Annotated in this window: 17 protein-coding genes; 9 read left to right on the forward strand and 8 right to left on the reverse strand. The window is 71.6% G+C overall.

What is annotated here, in order from left to right; all coding sequences use genetic code 11:
- The first annotated feature begins 54 nt into the window (after positions 1 to 54).
- Entirely contained in the window at positions 55 to 618 is a 564-nt protein-coding gene (locus IG94_RS0109590) for a hypothetical protein (RefSeq protein ID WP_031033376.1), read from the forward strand.
- 126 nt (positions 619 to 744) lie between these two features.
- Here the strand turns inward: IG94_RS0109590 and IG94_RS0109595 are convergent, their stop codons facing one another.
- The 3 genes from IG94_RS0109595 to IG94_RS0109605 form a co-directional block, all read right to left on the reverse strand.
- On the reverse strand, positions 745 to 2,301 hold the full coding sequence (locus IG94_RS0109595; protein ID WP_078892238.1) for a carboxylesterase/lipase family protein: 1,557 nt from the start codon (positions 2,299 to 2,301) through the stop codon (positions 745 to 747).
- 22 nt (positions 2,302 to 2,323) lie between these two features.
- Positions 2,324 to 3,238 (reverse strand): MBL fold metallo-hydrolase, encoded by a 915-nt coding sequence (locus tag IG94_RS0109600; RefSeq protein WP_031033379.1) that lies wholly within the window; start codon positions 3,236 to 3,238, stop codon positions 2,324 to 2,326.
- Between the two features lie 199 nt (positions 3,239 to 3,437).
- Positions 3,438 to 4,379 carry a helix-turn-helix transcriptional regulator gene (locus IG94_RS0109605; RefSeq protein ID WP_078892239.1) on the reverse strand — a complete coding sequence of 314 codons (942 nt, stop codon included), beginning with the start codon at positions 4,377 to 4,379 and terminating at the stop codon, positions 3,438 to 3,440.
- Between the two features lie 310 nt (positions 4,380 to 4,689).
- On the opposite strand from IG94_RS0109605, the gene IG94_RS0109610 reads away from it, so the two are divergent.
- Complete coding sequence (locus IG94_RS0109610; protein WP_031033384.1) at positions 4,690 to 4,959, forward strand: type II toxin-antitoxin system Phd/YefM family antitoxin; 270 nt, start codon at positions 4,690 to 4,692, stop codon at positions 4,957 to 4,959.
- The gene (locus tag IG94_RS0109615) at positions 4,952 to 5,215 is read left to right on the forward strand and encodes a type II toxin-antitoxin system RelE family toxin (RefSeq protein WP_031033386.1); all 264 of its coding nucleotides are present in this window, start codon (positions 4,952 to 4,954) and stop codon (positions 5,213 to 5,215) included. Before IG94_RS0109610 ends, IG94_RS0109615 begins: the two co-directional genes overlap by 8 nt.
- A 125-nt stretch (positions 5,216 to 5,340) precedes the next feature.
- Here the strand turns inward: IG94_RS0109615 and ychF are convergent, their stop codons facing one another.
- Positions 5,341 to 6,429: a redox-regulated ATPase YchF gene (ychF, locus tag IG94_RS0109620; RefSeq protein ID WP_031033388.1), complete on the reverse strand. Its 1,089-nt coding sequence runs from the start codon at positions 6,427 to 6,429 to the stop codon at positions 5,341 to 5,343.
- 358 nt (positions 6,430 to 6,787) lie between these two features.
- On the opposite strand from ychF, the gene IG94_RS0109625 reads away from it, so the two are divergent.
- Positions 6,788 to 7,183 carry a DUF6542 domain-containing protein gene (locus IG94_RS0109625; RefSeq protein WP_372457258.1) on the forward strand — a complete coding sequence of 132 codons (396 nt, stop codon included), beginning with the start codon at positions 6,788 to 6,790 and terminating at the stop codon, positions 7,181 to 7,183.
- A gap of 10 nt (positions 7,184 to 7,193) precedes the next feature.
- On the opposite strand, the gene ppgK is transcribed toward IG94_RS0109625, so the two are convergent.
- On the reverse strand, positions 7,194 to 7,934 hold the full coding sequence (gene ppgK / locus IG94_RS0109630) for a polyphosphate--glucose phosphotransferase (protein ID WP_031033393.1): 741 nt from the start codon (positions 7,932 to 7,934) through the stop codon (positions 7,194 to 7,196).
- A 78-nt stretch (positions 7,935 to 8,012) separates the two neighbouring features.
- Positions 8,013 to 9,038 (reverse strand): 4-hydroxy-3-methylbut-2-enyl diphosphate reductase, encoded by a 1,026-nt coding sequence (locus IG94_RS0109635; RefSeq protein ID WP_031033395.1) that lies wholly within the window; start codon positions 9,036 to 9,038, stop codon positions 8,013 to 8,015.
- A gap of 104 nt (positions 9,039 to 9,142) precedes the next feature.
- Here IG94_RS0109635 and IG94_RS0109640 point away from each other — a divergent pair, with 104 nt between their 5' ends.
- From IG94_RS0109640 to IG94_RS0109655, 4 genes are all read left to right on the forward strand, one after another.
- Positions 9,143 to 10,543, forward strand: a complete 1,401-nt coding sequence (locus IG94_RS0109640) for an APC family permease (protein WP_031033397.1) — start codon at positions 9,143 to 9,145, stop codon at positions 10,541 to 10,543.
- Between the two features lie 102 nt (positions 10,544 to 10,645).
- The gene (gene xseA / locus IG94_RS0109645; protein WP_031033401.1) at positions 10,646 to 11,854 is read left to right on the forward strand and encodes an exodeoxyribonuclease VII large subunit; all 1,209 of its coding nucleotides are present in this window, start codon (positions 10,646 to 10,648) and stop codon (positions 11,852 to 11,854) included.
- 9 nt (positions 11,855 to 11,863) lie between these two features.
- Positions 11,864 to 12,136 carry an exodeoxyribonuclease VII small subunit gene (locus tag IG94_RS0109650; RefSeq protein ID WP_031033403.1) on the forward strand — a complete coding sequence of 91 codons (273 nt, stop codon included), beginning with the start codon at positions 11,864 to 11,866 and terminating at the stop codon, positions 12,134 to 12,136.
- A gap of 290 nt (positions 12,137 to 12,426) precedes the next feature.
- Positions 12,427 to 13,017 (forward strand): malonic semialdehyde reductase, encoded by a 591-nt coding sequence (locus IG94_RS0109655; RefSeq protein WP_031033406.1) that lies wholly within the window; start codon positions 12,427 to 12,429, stop codon positions 13,015 to 13,017.
- Positions 13,018 to 13,159: 142 nt separating this feature from the next.
- Here IG94_RS0109655 and IG94_RS0109660 read toward each other — a convergent pair whose 3' ends face one another.
- Positions 13,160 to 13,693 (reverse strand): DUF4245 domain-containing protein, encoded by a 534-nt coding sequence (locus tag IG94_RS0109660; RefSeq protein WP_031033408.1) that lies wholly within the window; start codon positions 13,691 to 13,693, stop codon positions 13,160 to 13,162.
- 126 nt (positions 13,694 to 13,819) lie between these two features.
- Here IG94_RS0109660 and glpX point away from each other — a divergent pair, with 126 nt between their 5' ends.
- Positions 13,820 to 14,851 (forward strand): class II fructose-bisphosphatase, encoded by a 1,032-nt coding sequence (glpX, locus tag IG94_RS0109665; RefSeq protein ID WP_031033410.1) that lies wholly within the window; start codon positions 13,820 to 13,822, stop codon positions 14,849 to 14,851.
- Between the two features lie 187 nt (positions 14,852 to 15,038).
- Here glpX and IG94_RS0109670 read toward each other — a convergent pair whose 3' ends face one another.
- Positions 15,039 to 15,416, reverse strand: a complete 378-nt coding sequence (locus tag IG94_RS0109670; protein ID WP_031033412.1) for a WhiB family transcriptional regulator — start codon at positions 15,414 to 15,416, stop codon at positions 15,039 to 15,041.
- Positions 15,417 to 15,420: the final 4 nt, after the last annotated feature.

Genomic DNA, 15,420 nt, shown 5'->3' on the forward strand with positions numbered 1-15,420 from the left:
GGATACAAAAAGAGACCGAACGTTCTCCCTCACTCTTCGATCGGAAGGCATCCCATGGACACCCTCGCCGCCACCGCTCCCACCGGCGTCACCACGGCCCTGAGCAGGCTGTACTTCCTGCGCTTCGCGTTCGCCGCCGTGTGGGCGGCCCTGCTGTTCACCACCGCCGACTCCCTCGGCCCGGTGAGCGTGACGCTGCTGGTCGTCTATCCCCTGTTCGACGTGGCGTGCGCGGTCGCCGACGTCCGGTCCGCGCGGGCGGACGGCGGCCCGGTCCGGGGCCTGTACGCGAACATCGCGCTCAGCACCCTCACCGGCGTCGGCCTGGCCGTCGCCGCAGCGTCCGGCATCCCGGACGTCCTGCGCGTCTGGGGCGCCTGGGCCGTCACCGCCGGCATCGTCCAGCTCGTCGTCGGTGCGCTCCGCCGCCGACTGGGTGGCCAGTGGGCCATGATCGCCAGTGGCGCCATCTCCACCCTCGCCGGCGCGTCGTTCTTCGCGCAGGCCGGCAAGGACGGCGCCTCCCTCAGCAACCTCGCCGGTTACGCCTTCCTCGGCGGCGTCTTCTTCCTCGTCTCCGCCCTCCGCCTCAAGCGCGCCGCCCGGGACCCGCGCTGAGCGGGCCGCTGCGGGGTCCGGCGGGGGCGACGAGGGCATGGCCGTACGTCGACGCCGCGCTGATCGCGGTCCCGCCCACCGCGGGCACGGCATCAGACGCCGGCCGGCAGCGGAGCGGCAGGTCCGTCAGTCCCAGACCTCGCGTTCCCGGGCGCGGGGGTCGTCGATCTGGGTCCACTCGGTGTCGATGCGCATGGTGGCCCGGCGGTCGGTGTCGTACGGCTCCCAGCCGGGGTCGCCGGTCCTGGCGAACCGGATCCAGGTCGCGTGTACGCGGTCCGCGAGGTCCGCGGGGGGCCTGCCGGGGCCGAGCAGGGCGCCCGGGCCGTTGAGTCCCGGCTGGTCCGCGAGGCCGAAGACGAAGGGCAGCTCGACCGCGTGGGCCGCGCCCAGCTCCCCGTCCAGGGCCGGGGAGCGCCAGGCGAACTCGTACGCGTGGGTGGCGGACTCCGGGTACGCGGCGTGGGCCCCGGCCAGGGCGCGGCTGCCCGCGCCGAACAGGGCGTCGGTCATGAGGGCGGAACGCAGCTGCGCGGAGGACGCCCCGGGGCGCGACGCGCGGTAGGCCTCGACGAGCCGCGCCGGGTCGGGGTGCGAGCGCTCGGCCGTCGCGTCGACGTCGGCGGCGGACGAGCCGGCGTACGTACCCACCGGGACCAGGTAGAGGTTGCCCTCTTCGGAGTTGGTGCCGACGAGGAGGTCGACGTCGGCGGCGAGGCCGGCGACGACGGCCTCGGCGGGCTGGGTGTCGAGGACGAGGCTGAAGGGGCTGAGGCCGAGCAGCGGGTCGTGGTGGGTCGCGGTCCGCAGGTCGATGCCGGCGAGCCGGGAAGCGGTCTCGACCAGCTGTGCGTCGGGAACGGCGGCGAAGGCGTCGACGTGGGGCTCGATACCCAGGGCCTCGGCCGCCGCCCTGGTGACACGCGCGGCCTGCTCGCCGGTGAACGCCCCCAGGCCGCTGCCGCTCTGCAGGATCGCCCGCCGGAACAGGCCGGCGGCCTCGGGGGTGGCGAGGACGCCGCCGGCGGTGGTCGCCCCGGCCGACTGGCCGAAGAGGGTGACGTTGCGCGGGTCGCCGCCGAAGGCGGACACGTTCTCGCGCACCCAGCGCAGCGCGGCGACGACGTCGAGCAGGCCGCGGTTGGCGGGTGCGCCGGGGAGGTCGAGGAATCCGGCGATGCCGAGCCGGTAGTTGAGGGTGACGAGGACGACGCCGTCGCGGGCGAACGCGGAGCCGTCGTACAGTCCGGCCCGCGTCGATCCGGCGACGAAGCCGCCGCCGTGGACGAACACCATGACCGGCAGCCCGTCGCCGCCGGTCGCGGGGGCGAACACGTTGACGGTGAGGTAGTCCTCGCCGACGCTCCAGCCGGCGCCGAAGTAGGGGCTCATGTCGAGGGCACCGAGCCTGCGTTCGGCCTGCGGGGCGGTGGGGCCCGGCACGGTGGCGTCCCGTATCCCCTGCCACGGCTCGTGCGGCTGCGGCGGGGCGAACCGACCGGCGCCGCGGGGCGGGGCGGCGTAGGGGATGTTCAGGAAGGCCAGGGTCTCGCCGCGGCGCAGCCCGCGGACGGCGCCCTGCTCGGTGGTGACGACGGGACCGGCGCTTCGCGCGGTGGTGGCAGCGGGGCCGGCGTCGTGCGCGGTCGTCGGGTCGGGATCAGGATCGGGATGGCGGGTCATGTCTGACGTCCTTCCGCGGTTCTCAGACCGTCTCGGTGTACTTGGCGAAGGGCGCCCAGCCCTTGACGGCGAACCCGCCGCCCTCGCGGACCACTTCGGCGGCGCCGTGACCGCCGAGGTGCGCGGGGATGACCAGGGCGTTGCTGTCGGCCGCCGAGCCCAGGAGCCTGCGGCGGGTGGCGCGGGCCTGGGCGGGGTCCTCGCAGAAGCAGCTGTTGGCGTCGGGCTCGACGATCTGGATGGGGTTGTGCATCAGGTCGCCGACGAACAGGGCCCGGTCGGACCCGGACTCCAGCCTCAGCACCGACGAGCCGGGGGTGTGGCCGGGGGCGAGGTCGAGGCGCAGGTTGCCGTCGATCCGGTACCCGTCCTCCCACAGGTGGGTCAGGCCCGCCCGGTGCACGGGGGCGACGCTGTCCTCGAAGACGTTCTGGTTGCCGCGGCCCAGCAGGGTCTTGTGTTCGTTGGCGGGGTTCCAGTAGTCGAAGTCGGCCCTGGGCATGAGGTAGGTGGCGTTGGGGAACGTCGGCACCCAGGTCCGGCCGTCCAGGTAGGTGTTCCAGCCGACGTGGTCGACGTGCAGGTGTGTGTTGATGACGAGGTCGACGTCCTCGGGGCGGACACCGGCACGGGCGAGGTTGCCCAGGAAGTCGGTGTCCAGCCGGTTCCACACGGGCGCGTACGGGCGGTCCTTGTGGTTTCCGACGCCGGTGTCGACCAGGATGATCCTGCCCTCGCTGCGCAGCACCCAGGTCTGGATCGCCGAGTTGACGATCCGGGTCTCGGCGTCCAGGAAGTCCGGCACCAGCCAGGAACGGTGCGTCTCCCAGGCCTCCGCCGGGCTGTCCGGCACGAACGCCTCGGGCGTGAGGTCGACGGGGCCGTAGTACTCCCGGACGCGCGTCACGGTGACGTCGCCGAGGGTGATGGTGTCCACGATGCTCTCCAGGCTTTCCGGGGGGGGATGGGTCGATCGGTGCTGTCCGCTCCCACAGCGAACGGGCGGGCGCTCACGGGCGCGTGGAACGCGGGCGGACGCGCGGGACGCGGACGGGCGCTGGTACTGCGGCGCTGGGGCCGTGTGTACGGCGCTGGGGCGGTGCTTGCGGTGCCGGTGTTCCTCGCCGCCCCCGGCTTCAGAAGTCGGACCGGCGCGGGAGCGACGGCGTGCCGCGTCGGCCGTCACCGGCGTCGTGCTGTGTACGGCGGTCGCAGACGCGCGCGTCGGAGATCACCTGGGCGAGCAGGCTCAGCGCGCTCCGGGAAGCGGAGTCACCGCGCGCGGCGGTGGCGAGCACCAGCAGGGAGTCGCTGTCCTGCGGTGGCCGCAGGCTCTGCTGGTTGACGGTGAGTACGCCGACCAGCGGGTGGTGCATCTCCCACACGTCCGAGTCGCAGGGGCTGACCCCGTGTTCGGCCCACATGGAGGCGAACTCCGGGCTGCTCATGGTCAGTTCACCGATGAGTGAGCCGAGCTGCCCGTCGTCCGGATGGCGCCCCGCCACCATGCGCAGGTTCCGGACGACCGCCCTGGCCTTACCGGGCCAGTCGGTGTACAGCGCCCGGACGTGGTCGTCGAGGAAGATCAGGCGGGCCAGATTGGGACGGTCGTCCGGGCACTGCGGCGCGAAGTGGTCGAGGTGGGAGGCGAAGAGGGCGTGGCCCAGCGGGTTCCAGGCCAGGATGTCGCCCCTCCGTCCACTGACCAGTGCCGGGACGGCGTCGAGCGCCTCCAGCAGGTCCAGCGTGGCGGCGTCGGCGTGCTCTTCGGGCGGGCGGCGCACGACCGGGCGCCGCCGCACACTGCCGGCCAGGTCGTGCAGGTGCCGGCGTTCGGCCTCGTCCAGCCGCAGGGCCCGGGCGAGGGCGTCCAGCACCTCGGGGGAGGCGCCCAGGGACTGCCCCTGTTCCAGGCGCGTGTAGTAGGAGGAGCTGACCCCGGCCAGCAGCGCCAGCTCCTCGCGCCGGAGCCCCGGCACCCGGCGCCGGTCTCCGTAGTCCGGCAGGCCGACATCCTCCGGGCGCAGGCGGGCGCGGAGAGTCTGGAGGAAGGCCCCGAGTTCTCTATGTCCGTGCATGTAACCCAGTATGCGAGCGCTCCCGCCCCGGAGCCTGCCCCAGCCGGGGATAGGCAAGGGAGGGACTGGCTACCTGCCCCGACCTGCGACGACAGCGGTCGCCCGCCCGCCCCAAGGGCAAGCAGGCCGTCCGCCACACGTCAGCCCGGAATCTGCAGCCCAGAGCCCCCACCTGCGCAAACGTGGCACCGGAAGCGGCTATCCACCACCTGTCCAGCGCGATGACGAGTCACCCGGCCCATCCAGCACGCACAACCGCTCCACTCGGAGCACTTCGTGTACACATGGAACACTCGGTACACTTGAGCGCATGACGCAGCCACTGCCCATAGAGTCCATCCGCGACGTACGTGCGCACCTGGCCGAGGTCGTGGAGCGCGCCGATCGGGATGATGTGCCCACCGTGATCACTCGACGGGGCAAGCAGATCGCGGCCGTCGTCTCCATCGAGGTGCTGCGCAAGTACCAGGAATGGGAAGAGCGCGAGATCAATCGGATCATCGACGAACGCATGGCCAACCCGGCACCCGGTATCCCGATCGAAGACATCATGAGGGAGACGCTGGCGCGCGGTGAGTGAATACCGAACCGTCTTCCGGCCAGAGGCACAGGCCGAGCTCCGGAAGATCCCTCGCGGTATGGCCCTACGCATCCTGACCAAACTGACCGAACTGGAGAGCGACCCTCTCGGCTATAACACCACCGCGCTCGTCTCCCAGCCGGAACGCCGTCGACTGCGGGTCGGCGACTACCGGGTCGTCTACACAATCGACAAGGGGGAGCTCGTGGTGTGGGTCGTCCACGTCGGGCATCGCTCCACCGTTTACGAAACCTGATCCCGACTGATCCAACACCCCTGAACATCCAGCGCAGGTCCAGAAGGGGACCGGGCTCTTGAGAGCCCGGCCCCCTTCTGATCTGCTTGTTTGCCACGTCAGCGACGTGGTGTAACTTCACCCGCTCACACGTTGAAGCGGAACTCCACCACGTCCCCGTCCTGCATCACGTACTCCTTGCCCTCCATGCGGGCCTTGCCCTTGGCGCGGGATTCCGCGACCGAGCCCGTTTCGACCAGGTCGTCGAAGGAGATGACCTCGGCCTTGATGAAGCCCTTCTGGAAGTCGGTGTGGATGACGCCGGCGGCCTCGGGGGCGGTGGCGCCCTTCTTGATGGTCCAGGCGCGGGATTCCTTGGGGCCGGCCGTCAGGTAGGTCTGCAGGCCGAGGGTGCGGAAGCCGACGTGGGCGAGGGTGGCGAGGCCGGGCTCGTCCTGGCCGACGGACTGGAGGAGCTCCAGGGCCTCGTCCTCCTCCAGCTCGGCGAGGTCGGCCTCCAGCTTGGCGTTGAGGAAGATCGCCTCGGCGGGGGCGACCAGGGCACGCTGCTCGTCCTTGAAGTCGTCGTCGGTCAGCTCGTCCTCGTCGACGTTGAAGACGTAAAGGAAGGGCTTTGTCGTGAGGAGGTGGAGGTCGTGGAGGAGTTCCGCGCGCTCGGCGCCCTGGAGGATGCCCTGCGAGGAGAGGGTGTCGCCCTTCTCCAGGATCTCCTTGGCCTCCTCGACCGCCTTGACCTTGGGCTGGATGTCCTTCTTGATCCGGGACTCCTTCTGGAGGCGCGGCAGGACCTTCTCGATGGTCTGGAGGTCGGCGAGGATCAGCTCGGTGTTGATGGTCTCGATGTCGTCCTTCGGCGAGACCTTGCCGTCGACGTGCACGACGTTCTCGTCCTTGAACGCGCGGATGACCTGGCAGATCGCGTCGGACTCGCGGATGTTCGCGAGGAACTTGTTGCCCAGGCCCTCGCCCTCGCTCGCGCCGCGCACGATGCCCGCGATGTCGACGAAGTCGACCGTGGCCGGGAGGATCTTGTCCGAGGAGAAGATCTCGGCCAGCTTCCCCAGGCGGGGGTCGGGGACGCCCACGACGCCGACGTTGGGCTCGATCGTGGCGAACGGGTAGTTGGCCGCCAGCACGTCGTTCTTGGTCAGGGCGTTGAACAGGGTCGACTTGCCGACATTCGGCAGACCGACGATTCCGATCGTGAGCGACACGTTGCGACTTCCCGTACGTGAGGGTGGGGTGAGTGGGGCGATCCACCAGTCTACGGGGTGGGCCGTACGGGGCCCGTCCGGAGTCGAACGCTTGGACAGGACGCATCCGACGGCGTGTCTGTCGGCCTATTCGGCACATAAACCGACCTAAGTTGGTCCAGTGGAGCAACACAGGACGCGACCTGCGCAGCACGGACCGCGACAGAGCAGCCGGGCGACGCTGCCCCCGCAGGCACGGGGCGGCGCCGCTGCCCTCCGGCGGCCGGCCGGGCGGCCGGTGGCGGCGCGGGCGAACGCGCCGAAGGTGGCCGGAGCCGGCGGTTCCGCGGTGGCGCGGGCGGTGCGCGCCGTGCGGGGCATGCCCAATCCACGGCTGACCGGACTGGGCGGCGGTCTGTTCTGCGGGGCCGTGATGACGCTGCTGGGCGGCGTCGACGCGCTGCTGTTCGGCGCGTCGCTGACCCTGTACGGGGTGCTGTTCCTGCCGGTGTGCCTGCTCACCGCCTGCTGGGTGCGCGGGAACGACCTGCTGACCGCCCCCGTCGTCGTGCCGATCGCCTTCGCCGTCGGCCTCGTGACGGTGGCCGAGAGCGGGGACGGTCTCGGCAGCCGCCTGATGGGCATCGTGACCGCGCTGGCCACCGAGGCCGGCTGGCTGTACGGCGGGACGCTGGTCGCCGGGGCGACGGTGATCGTCCGGCGGATCAGGCTGGTGCGGCGCCGGGCCGCCGCCCGCAGACGCGCCCCTGCGTGAGCCGCCGCGCTCAGCCGGCCGCCCGCATCGCCGCCCCCACGATCCCGGCGTTGTTCTGGAGCTGGGCGGGGACGATCTCCGCCTGGATGCCCTTGATGTGGTGCAGGAACTTGTGGGACTTGCGGCTGACCCCGCCGCCGATCACGAACAGCTCCGGCGAGAACAGCATCTCCACGTGCGCGAGGTACTTCTGGACGCGGTGGGCCCACTGCTCCCAGGACATGTCGTGGTCGTCCTTGACCTTGCTGGAGGCACGCTTCTCCGCGTCGTGACCGTCCAGCTCCAGGTGCCCCAGCTCGGTGTTGGGGACCAGGGCGCCGTCGGTGAAGACGGCACTGCCGATGCCGGTGCCGAAGGTGAGCAGAATGACCGTGCCCTTGCGGCCGCGGCCGGCCCCGAAGGCCATCTCGGCGACGCCCGCCGCGTCCGCGTCGTTGACGACGGTCACGTCCAGTCCGCCCAGCCGTTCGCCGAACAGGGCGCGGGCGTCGGTGTCGACCCAGCTCTTGTCGACGTTGGCCGCCGTACGCACCGTGGCACCGGCGGTCACCACGCCCGGAAAGGTGAGGCCGACCGGGCCGGTCCAGCCGAAGTGCTCCACGACCTGCTTGACCCCGTCGGCCACGCCGTCCGGGGTCGCCGGATGCGGGGTCAGCACCTTGCAGCGCTCCTGGGCCAGGTCGCCCCTGTCGAGGTCCACAGGGGCGCCCTTGATCCCGGATCCGCCGATGTCCACGCCGAAGATCTGCATGGCCCTACGTTACGACGGCCGACTGACCGTCACGTACGACCAGGAGACACCCGCCGTCCTCCCGCCGCTCCCGTCCTCTCACACGCCGGGCGTGCCCGCCGTACCCGAGCCGCCCCGCTCCGCCACCAGGGACGCCGCCTCCTCGCGCAGGTCGCGGCGGAGCTCCTTGGGCAGGGAGAAGGTGATCGACTCCTCGGCGGCCTTGACGATCTCCACGTCCTCGAAGCCGCGCTGCGCCAGCAGCTCCAGGACCTGCTCGACCAGCACGTCCGGGACGGAGGCGCCGGACGTGACGCCGACCGTGGTGACGCCCTCCAGCCAGGCCGTGTCCACCTCGTCGGCGAAGTCCACGAGGTACGCCTCGCGGGCGCCCGCCTGCTTGGCGACCTCGACGAGCCGCTTGGAGTTGGAGGAGTTGCGGGAGCCGACGACGATCACCAGGTCGGCCTCGGCGCCCATCTGCTTGACCGCGAGCTGGCGGTTCTGCGTGGCGTAGCAGATGTCGTCGCTCGGCGGCGAGATCAGCTGCGGGAACTTGTCCTTGAGGGCGTCGACGGTCTCCATGGTCTCGTCGACGGAGAGGGTGGTCTGGGAGAGCCAGACGACCTTCGACGGGTCACGGACCTCGACCTTCGCGGCGTCCTCGGGTCCGTCGACGAGCTGGATGTGGTCGGGCGCCTCACCGGAGGTGCCGATGACCTCCTCGTGGCCCTCGTGGCCGATGAGGAGGATGTCGTAGTCGTCGTTCGCGAAGCGGACGGCTTCCTTGTGGACCTTGGTGACGAGCGGGCAGGTGGCGTCGATGGTGGCGAGCCGGCCGCGCTCGGCCTCCTCGTGCACGACGGGGGCCACGCCGTGCGCGGAGAACATCACGATGTTCCCCTCGGGCACCTCCTCCGTCCGCTCGACGAAGATCGCACCCTTCTTCTCCAGGGTCTGGACGACGTACTTGTTGTGGACGATCTCGTGGCGGACGTACACCGGGGCCCCGTACTGCTCCAGGGCTTTCTCGACGGCGATCACGGCGCGGTCCACACCCGCGCAGTAGCCACGGGGGGCGGCGAGCAGGACACGGCGGCCAGGCGAAGCAGTCATGGCACCCATCGTAAGGCCGCGTTCGGCGGGTCAGAGATCGCGTGTGGACGGCGTTGCCGGAGAGACTGGCGGGAACGTTCCGAAGCAGAGTCCGAGGCACTGGCGGAGGCACGATGTCACACAGCGGTACGGCGGCCGAGGAGGCCGGTGGAGAACAGCAGCTGAGGCGCAGTCTGGGCTTCAGGGACCTGGTGGTCTACGGGCTGCTGTTCATCGCGCCCATGGCGCCCGTCGGCGTGTTCGGCACGCTGGACGCCAAGTCGCACGGCGCGGTCGCCCTCGTCTACGTCGTGGCGACGATCGCGATGGCGTTCACCGCGTTCAGCTACGCGCAGATGGTGCGGGTGGTCCCCCAGGCGGGCTCGGTGTTCGCCTACGCGCGCGCGGGGCTCGGCGACGGGGCGGGCTTCGTCGCCGGCTGGATGGCGATGCTGGACTACGTCCTGATCCCGGCGGTGGCCTACCTGTTCTCCGGCATCGCCATGGAGGCGCTGGTCCCCGAGGTGTCGCGGTGGGTGTGGACGGCGATCGCGGTGGTCGTCACGACGCTGCTGAACCTGTGGGGGGTGCGCGCGGCGGCCCGGGTCGGCTTCCTGGTGCTCGCCATGGAGATCGTCGTACTGGTCGTCTTCGTGGTCGCGGCGATCGTGGTCCTCGCGCGGGACGGGGCCGCCCGCGACTGGCTGTCGCCGCTGTCCGGGGACGGCACGCAGGGCGCGTTCGCGCTGTCGGCGGTGGTCGGGGCGGTGTCGGTGGCGGTCCTGTCGTACCTGGGCTTCGACGCGATCGCGACGTTCGCGGAGGAGGTCACCGGCGGGTCCGCGAAGGTCGCGCGGGCGCTGCTGTTCTGCCTGGCGCTGGCCGGGGTGCTGTTCGTGGCGCAGACGTATCTGGTGGCGCTGCTGGAACCGGTGTCGTCGGCGGAGCTGGCGGCGGATCCGGAGCGCCAGGGGTCGGCCTTCTACGACGCGGTCGACACGTCGGTGGGCACCTGGCTGCACGACCTGGTGGCGGTCAGCAAGGCGATCGGCGCGGCGTTCGCGGCGCTGGCGGGGCAGGCTGCGGCCGGGCGGCTGCTGTTCGCTATGGGCCGCGACCGGCGGCTGCCGGGCGTGCTGTCGCGGACGGATTCCGGGGTGCCGCGCGTGGCGCTGCTGGTCTCGGCCGTGATCACGATGGCGGCGGCGGTGTGGGCGGCACGCCGGGACGACGGTCTCGACCACCTAGTCTCGGTCGTCGACGTCGGCGCGCTGACCGCGTTCACGCTGCTGCACGCGAGCGTGGTGGGCTGGTTCGTGGTCCGGCGCGGGGAGGGCCCGGTGAGCTGGTGGCGGCATCTGCTGATCCCGGTGCTGGGCGCGGCGATCACGATCGCGGTGATCGTGGAGGCCTCGGGAACGGCGCAGGTGGTGGGGGCGGTCTGGCTGGCGGTGGGATTGGCGGTGCTGGCCGTGCAGTGGCGGAGGCGCCGGGACGCGGGTACGGGAACGGGCGGGGGTACGGCGGGAGTGTGACGCGGGGCGGGTGTGCCGCCGGGGGCGCGAGGGGCGTACTCCCTCGCGCCCCCTGTGTCACGGCGGGTCGGGTTGTCGGACCCGGCCGTTACGCTCGGGCGCATGGCTGTTAACTCGACGTCCGAGAGTCCCCTGCCCGTGGGCGAGGTGTCACGGCTGATCGGGGGCTGGATCGACCGGCTCGGCGCGGTCTGGGTCGAGGGGCAGATCACGCAGCTGTCCCGGCGGCCGGGCGCCGGTGTGGTGTTCCTGACGCTGCGCGACCCGTCGTACGACATCTCCGTGAGCGTGACCTGCTATCGGCAGGTGTTCGACGCGGTGGCGGACCTGGTCGGCGAGGGCGCCCGGGTGGTCGTGCACGCGAAGCCGGAGTGGTACGCGCCCCGGGGGCAGCTGTCGCTGCGGGCCGCCGAGATCAAGCCCGTCGGCGTCGGGGAGCTGCTGGCGCGGCTGGAGCGGCTGAAGAAGGCCCTGGCGCGCGAGGGGCTGTTCGCCCAGGAGCGCAAGAAACCGCTGCCGTTCCTGCCGCAGCTGATCGGCCTCGTCTGCGGACGGGCGTCGGCGGCCGAGCGGGACGTCCTGGAGAACGCCCGGCACCGCTGGCCCGCCGTCCGCTTCGAGGTGCGCAACGTCCCGGTGCAGGGCGTGCACGCCGTACCGCAGGTGGTGCAGGCGGTGAAGGAGCTGGACGCGAGGGACGACGTGGACGTGATCGTCGTCGCGCGCGGCGGCGGCAGCGTGGAGGACCTGCTGCCCTTCTCCGACGAGCAGCTGGTGCGGGCGGTCGCCGCCTGCCGCACGCCGGTCGTCTCGGCGATCGGCCACGAGCCGGACAACCCGCTCCTCGACCACGTCGCCGACCTGCGCGCCTCCACCCCGACCGACGCCGCGAAGAAGGTCGTGCCGGACGTCGGCGAGGAGTACGAGCGGGTACGGCTGCTGCGGGACCGCGCCCGGCGGTGCGTGGCGGCGTTCGTCGACCGCGAGGAGCGGGGGCTCGCCCACGCGCTGGCCCGGCCGTCGATACAGGACCCGCACCGGATGATCGACGACCGGGCCGAGCAGGTGACGGCGCTGCTCGACCGCAGCCGCCGCACGCTGCGCCACCACCTCGACCGGGCCGACTCCGAACTGACGCACACGCACGCGCGCGTGGTGGCCCTGTCCCCTGCCGCGACCCTCAAGCGCGGGTACGCCGTGCTGCAGCGGGCCGACGGCCACGCGGTCCGGGACCCCGGCGAGGTGGAGCCGGGCGAGACGCTGCGCGCCCGGGTCTCCGAGGGCGATTTCTCCGTACGAGTTGACGCATAGGGTGGGTGGATGACCAGCGAGGTGGAACAGCCGACGGCGATGTCCGAGGCGCTCGGGTACGAGCAGGCGCGGGACGAGCTGATCGAGGTGGTCCGGCGGCTGGAGGCCGGCGGTACGACGCTGGAGGAGTCCCTCGCCCTGTGGGAGCGGGGCGAGGAACTGGCGAAGGTCTGCCGCAACCGGCTCGACGGCGCCCGCGCCCGCCTGGACGCGGCGCTGGCCGAGGAGTCGGACCCGGAGGAGTCGGAGCGTGAGGAGACGGAGCGGGAGGACACCCCGTAGCTCCTCGGCGCCGCCCCGGTTCCGTCGGCGCTCCTCTGCGGTGCCCCGGTCCCGCCGGCGCTCCTCGGCGTCGTCCCGGTTCCGTCGGCACTCCTAGGCAGTGCCCCGGTCCTGTCGGCGTTTCCCGGCGGTGGTTCGGCCCTGTGGAGCGGATCACCGTTCTGTGAAGCGGATCACCGCGCTCCCGTTTTGGTTGAAGCTTGAACTTTCTTTGGCGTAGTGTCGTCCCCGTCAACGGCTCCCGGCCCCACGCCGTGCGGAGCCGACGCACCCCCCAAGGAAGATCACGCATGTCTCTCGTTCTTGACGCCGCCGCCCAGGACCTGCTGTTCCGCGAGGCCCGCACCGCGAACACCTTCACCGACGAGCCGGTGACCGACGAGCAGGTGCAGGCGATCTACGACCTGGTCAAGTACGGTCCGACCGCCTTCAACCAGTCGCCGCTGCGCATCACGCTGGTCCGCTCCCCCGAGGCCCGCGAGCGCCTCGTGCGGCACATGGGCGAGGGCAACCGGCCCAAGACGGCCGCCGCCCCGCTGGTCGCGATCCTGTCGGCCGACAACGAGTTCCACGAGGAGCTGCCGGAGCTCTTCCCGCACGCCCCGCAGGTCAAGGACGCCTTCTTCAGCGAGCGCCCGGTGCGCGAGGGTGCCGCCGCGCTGAACGCCTCCCTGCAGGCCGCGTACTTCATCGTCGGCGTCCGCGCCGCGGGGCTGGCCGCCGGGCCGATGACCGGCGTCGACTTCGAGGGCCTGCGCAAGGAGTTCCTGGACGACGACCACACCCCGCTGATGGTCGTCAACATCGGCCGCCCGGGCCCGGACGCCTGGTTCCCCCGCTCCCCGCGCCTCCCCTACGAGCAGGTCGTCACCACGGTCTGAGCCTCTCCGCCTTCACGCGCGTACACAGCCGGCGCATACACAGCCGCGCGCGTACACGGCGAAGCCTCCGGCCCACATCCCCCCGGCCGGGGGCTTCGCCACGGCATCGGACCGTGCGGGACCGTGCGGAACGGCCGTCGGCTCAGCTCAGCTCGAGCGCGGCCGCCATCCTGCCGAGCTGCTCGAACGACCCGGTGCCGGCCACCACCGTGGTGGCACCCTTCATGTCGTCGCCGCCGTTGAGCACCAGCGCGTCGTACCGGCCGCCCGTGTAGCGCGTCCAGGTCCGGCCGCCGAGCTCCTCGGTCCGCTCGGTCGCCCGCGCTCCCTGGCTGGCCTCGTCGATGAACTCGGCCGGCTTCTTCGTGGACTGCTCGACGGCCACGTACTCGCCGTCCGGGGCGTGGAAGCCCAGGTGCCAGGTGTCGGAGTCGGCGCCCTGGAAGCGGACGGAGGTCGGCTTCCAGTCCTCGGACAGGCCCTCGGGCGCCGCCACCGGGTACGACGCCGCACGCTGCGCGGTCAGCAGCTCCACGCGGTAGTCGACCCGCTTGATGTCCGGTTCCCCGTCGTCGTGCGGGATGAAGATCCAGATCACCCCCGCCACCAGGACAATGACCCCGAGGGAGAGGATCATGTCTCGGGCGGTCTTCTGCTTGCCGTTCTTACCTGCCACGTCCCCTATCGTCGCAGGCGCCTGATCCGCTCATACGTGGGGTCCCCTGCTCATTTTGTCGGACTGACGATAGAGTCTTGGCCAAACCCTCATCCGGCCGTCGTCGTATCAGAAAGGTGCGTTCCGATGACCGAGCATCACCTGCCGTCCGAACTGGACGTCCCCTCAGAGGCCCCCGACCGCAACCTCGCCATGGAGCTGGTGCGGGTCACCGAGGCCGCGGCGATGGCCGCCGGCCGGTGGGTCGGGCGCGGCGACAAGAACGGCGCCGACGGTGCCGCCGTGCGTGCCATGCGGACCCTCGTCCACACCGTCTCGATGAACGGCGTCGTCGTCATCGGCGAGGGCGAGAAGGACGAGGCGCCGATGCTCTTCAACGGGGAGCGGGTCGGCGACGGCACCGGGGCCGAGGTCGACATCGCGGTCGACCCGATCGACGGCACCACACTGACCGCCAACGGCATGACCAACGCGATCGCCGTGCTGGCCGCCGCCGAGCGCGGCTCCATGTTCGACCCGTCCGCCGTCTTCTACATGGACAAGCTGGTCACCGGCCCGGAGGCCGCCGACTTCGTCGACATCAACGCGCCCGTGTCGGTGAACATCCGCCGGATCGCCAAGGCCAAGCGCCGCACCCCCGAGGACGTCACCGTCGTCATCCTCGACCGGCCCCGGCACCAGGGCCTCATCAAGGAGGTCCGGGACACCGGCGCCCGCATCAAGCTGATCTCCGACGGCGACGTGGCCGGCTCCATCCTGGCGCTGCGCGAAGGCACCGGCATCGACCTGCTGCTCGGCATCGGCGGTACGCCGGAGGGCATCATCTCGGCCTGCGCGGTGAAGTGCCTGGGCGGCACCATCCAGGGCAAGCTGTGGCCCAAGGACGACCAGGAACGGCAGCGCGCGGTCGAGGCGGGGCACGACCTGGACCGGGTGCTGACCACCGACGACCTGGTCGCCGGGGACAACGTCTTCTTCGTCGCGACCGGCATCACCGACGGCGAGCTGCTGCGCGGGGTGCGGTACCGCTCGGAGACGGCGACGACCGACTCGATCGTGATGCGGTCCAAGTCGGGCACGGTGCGGCGGATCGACTCCGAGCACCGGCTGAGCAAGCTGCGGGCCTACAGCGCGGTGGACTTCGACCGGGCGAAGTGACTCCGCCGGTTTCGCGCGGCGCCCTCTGAAGCGGGGCACGGGCACTTCTTCCGCGGGTGCGGTGGTTCCCGGCTTGCCGCCGGCACCTTGTCAGCCGCACGGGGTCAGCCGCACGGGACGGAAAACCGGCCCGGCGCCGAAGGGGCACCCTCTGTGCGGAGAGGGTGCCCCTTCGCTCCGCCGGGTACTACCCCGCCGCCGCTATGCGGCCCGTCGTGCGGGCGGTCTTCTTGAGTTCGACGTCGCGGCGCCGGCGCCTGGCCAGGACCACCCGGCGCTCGGCGGCGGTGAGGCCGCCCCAGACGCCGTAGGGCTCGGGTTGCAGGAGGGCGTGCTCGCGGCACTCGACCATGACCGGACAGCGGGCGCAGACGCGCTTGGCGGCCTCCTCGCGGGAGAGCCGGGCGGCGGTCGGTTCCTTGGAGGGGGCGAAGAACAGTCCGGCCTCGTCGCGCCGGCACACCGCCTCGGTGTGCCACGGAGCGTCTTGGTCCCTGTCCCGCACCGGCTCCCGCTGGGCCGGAACGGCAGCTACCTGCAGGGACGAATGCGGCGGTTGCAGCACGGGT

This window comes from Streptomyces olivaceus, assembly GCF_000721235.1.
GTDB classification, from domain to species: Bacteria; Actinomycetota; Actinomycetes; order Streptomycetales; family Streptomycetaceae; genus Streptomyces; species Streptomyces olivaceus.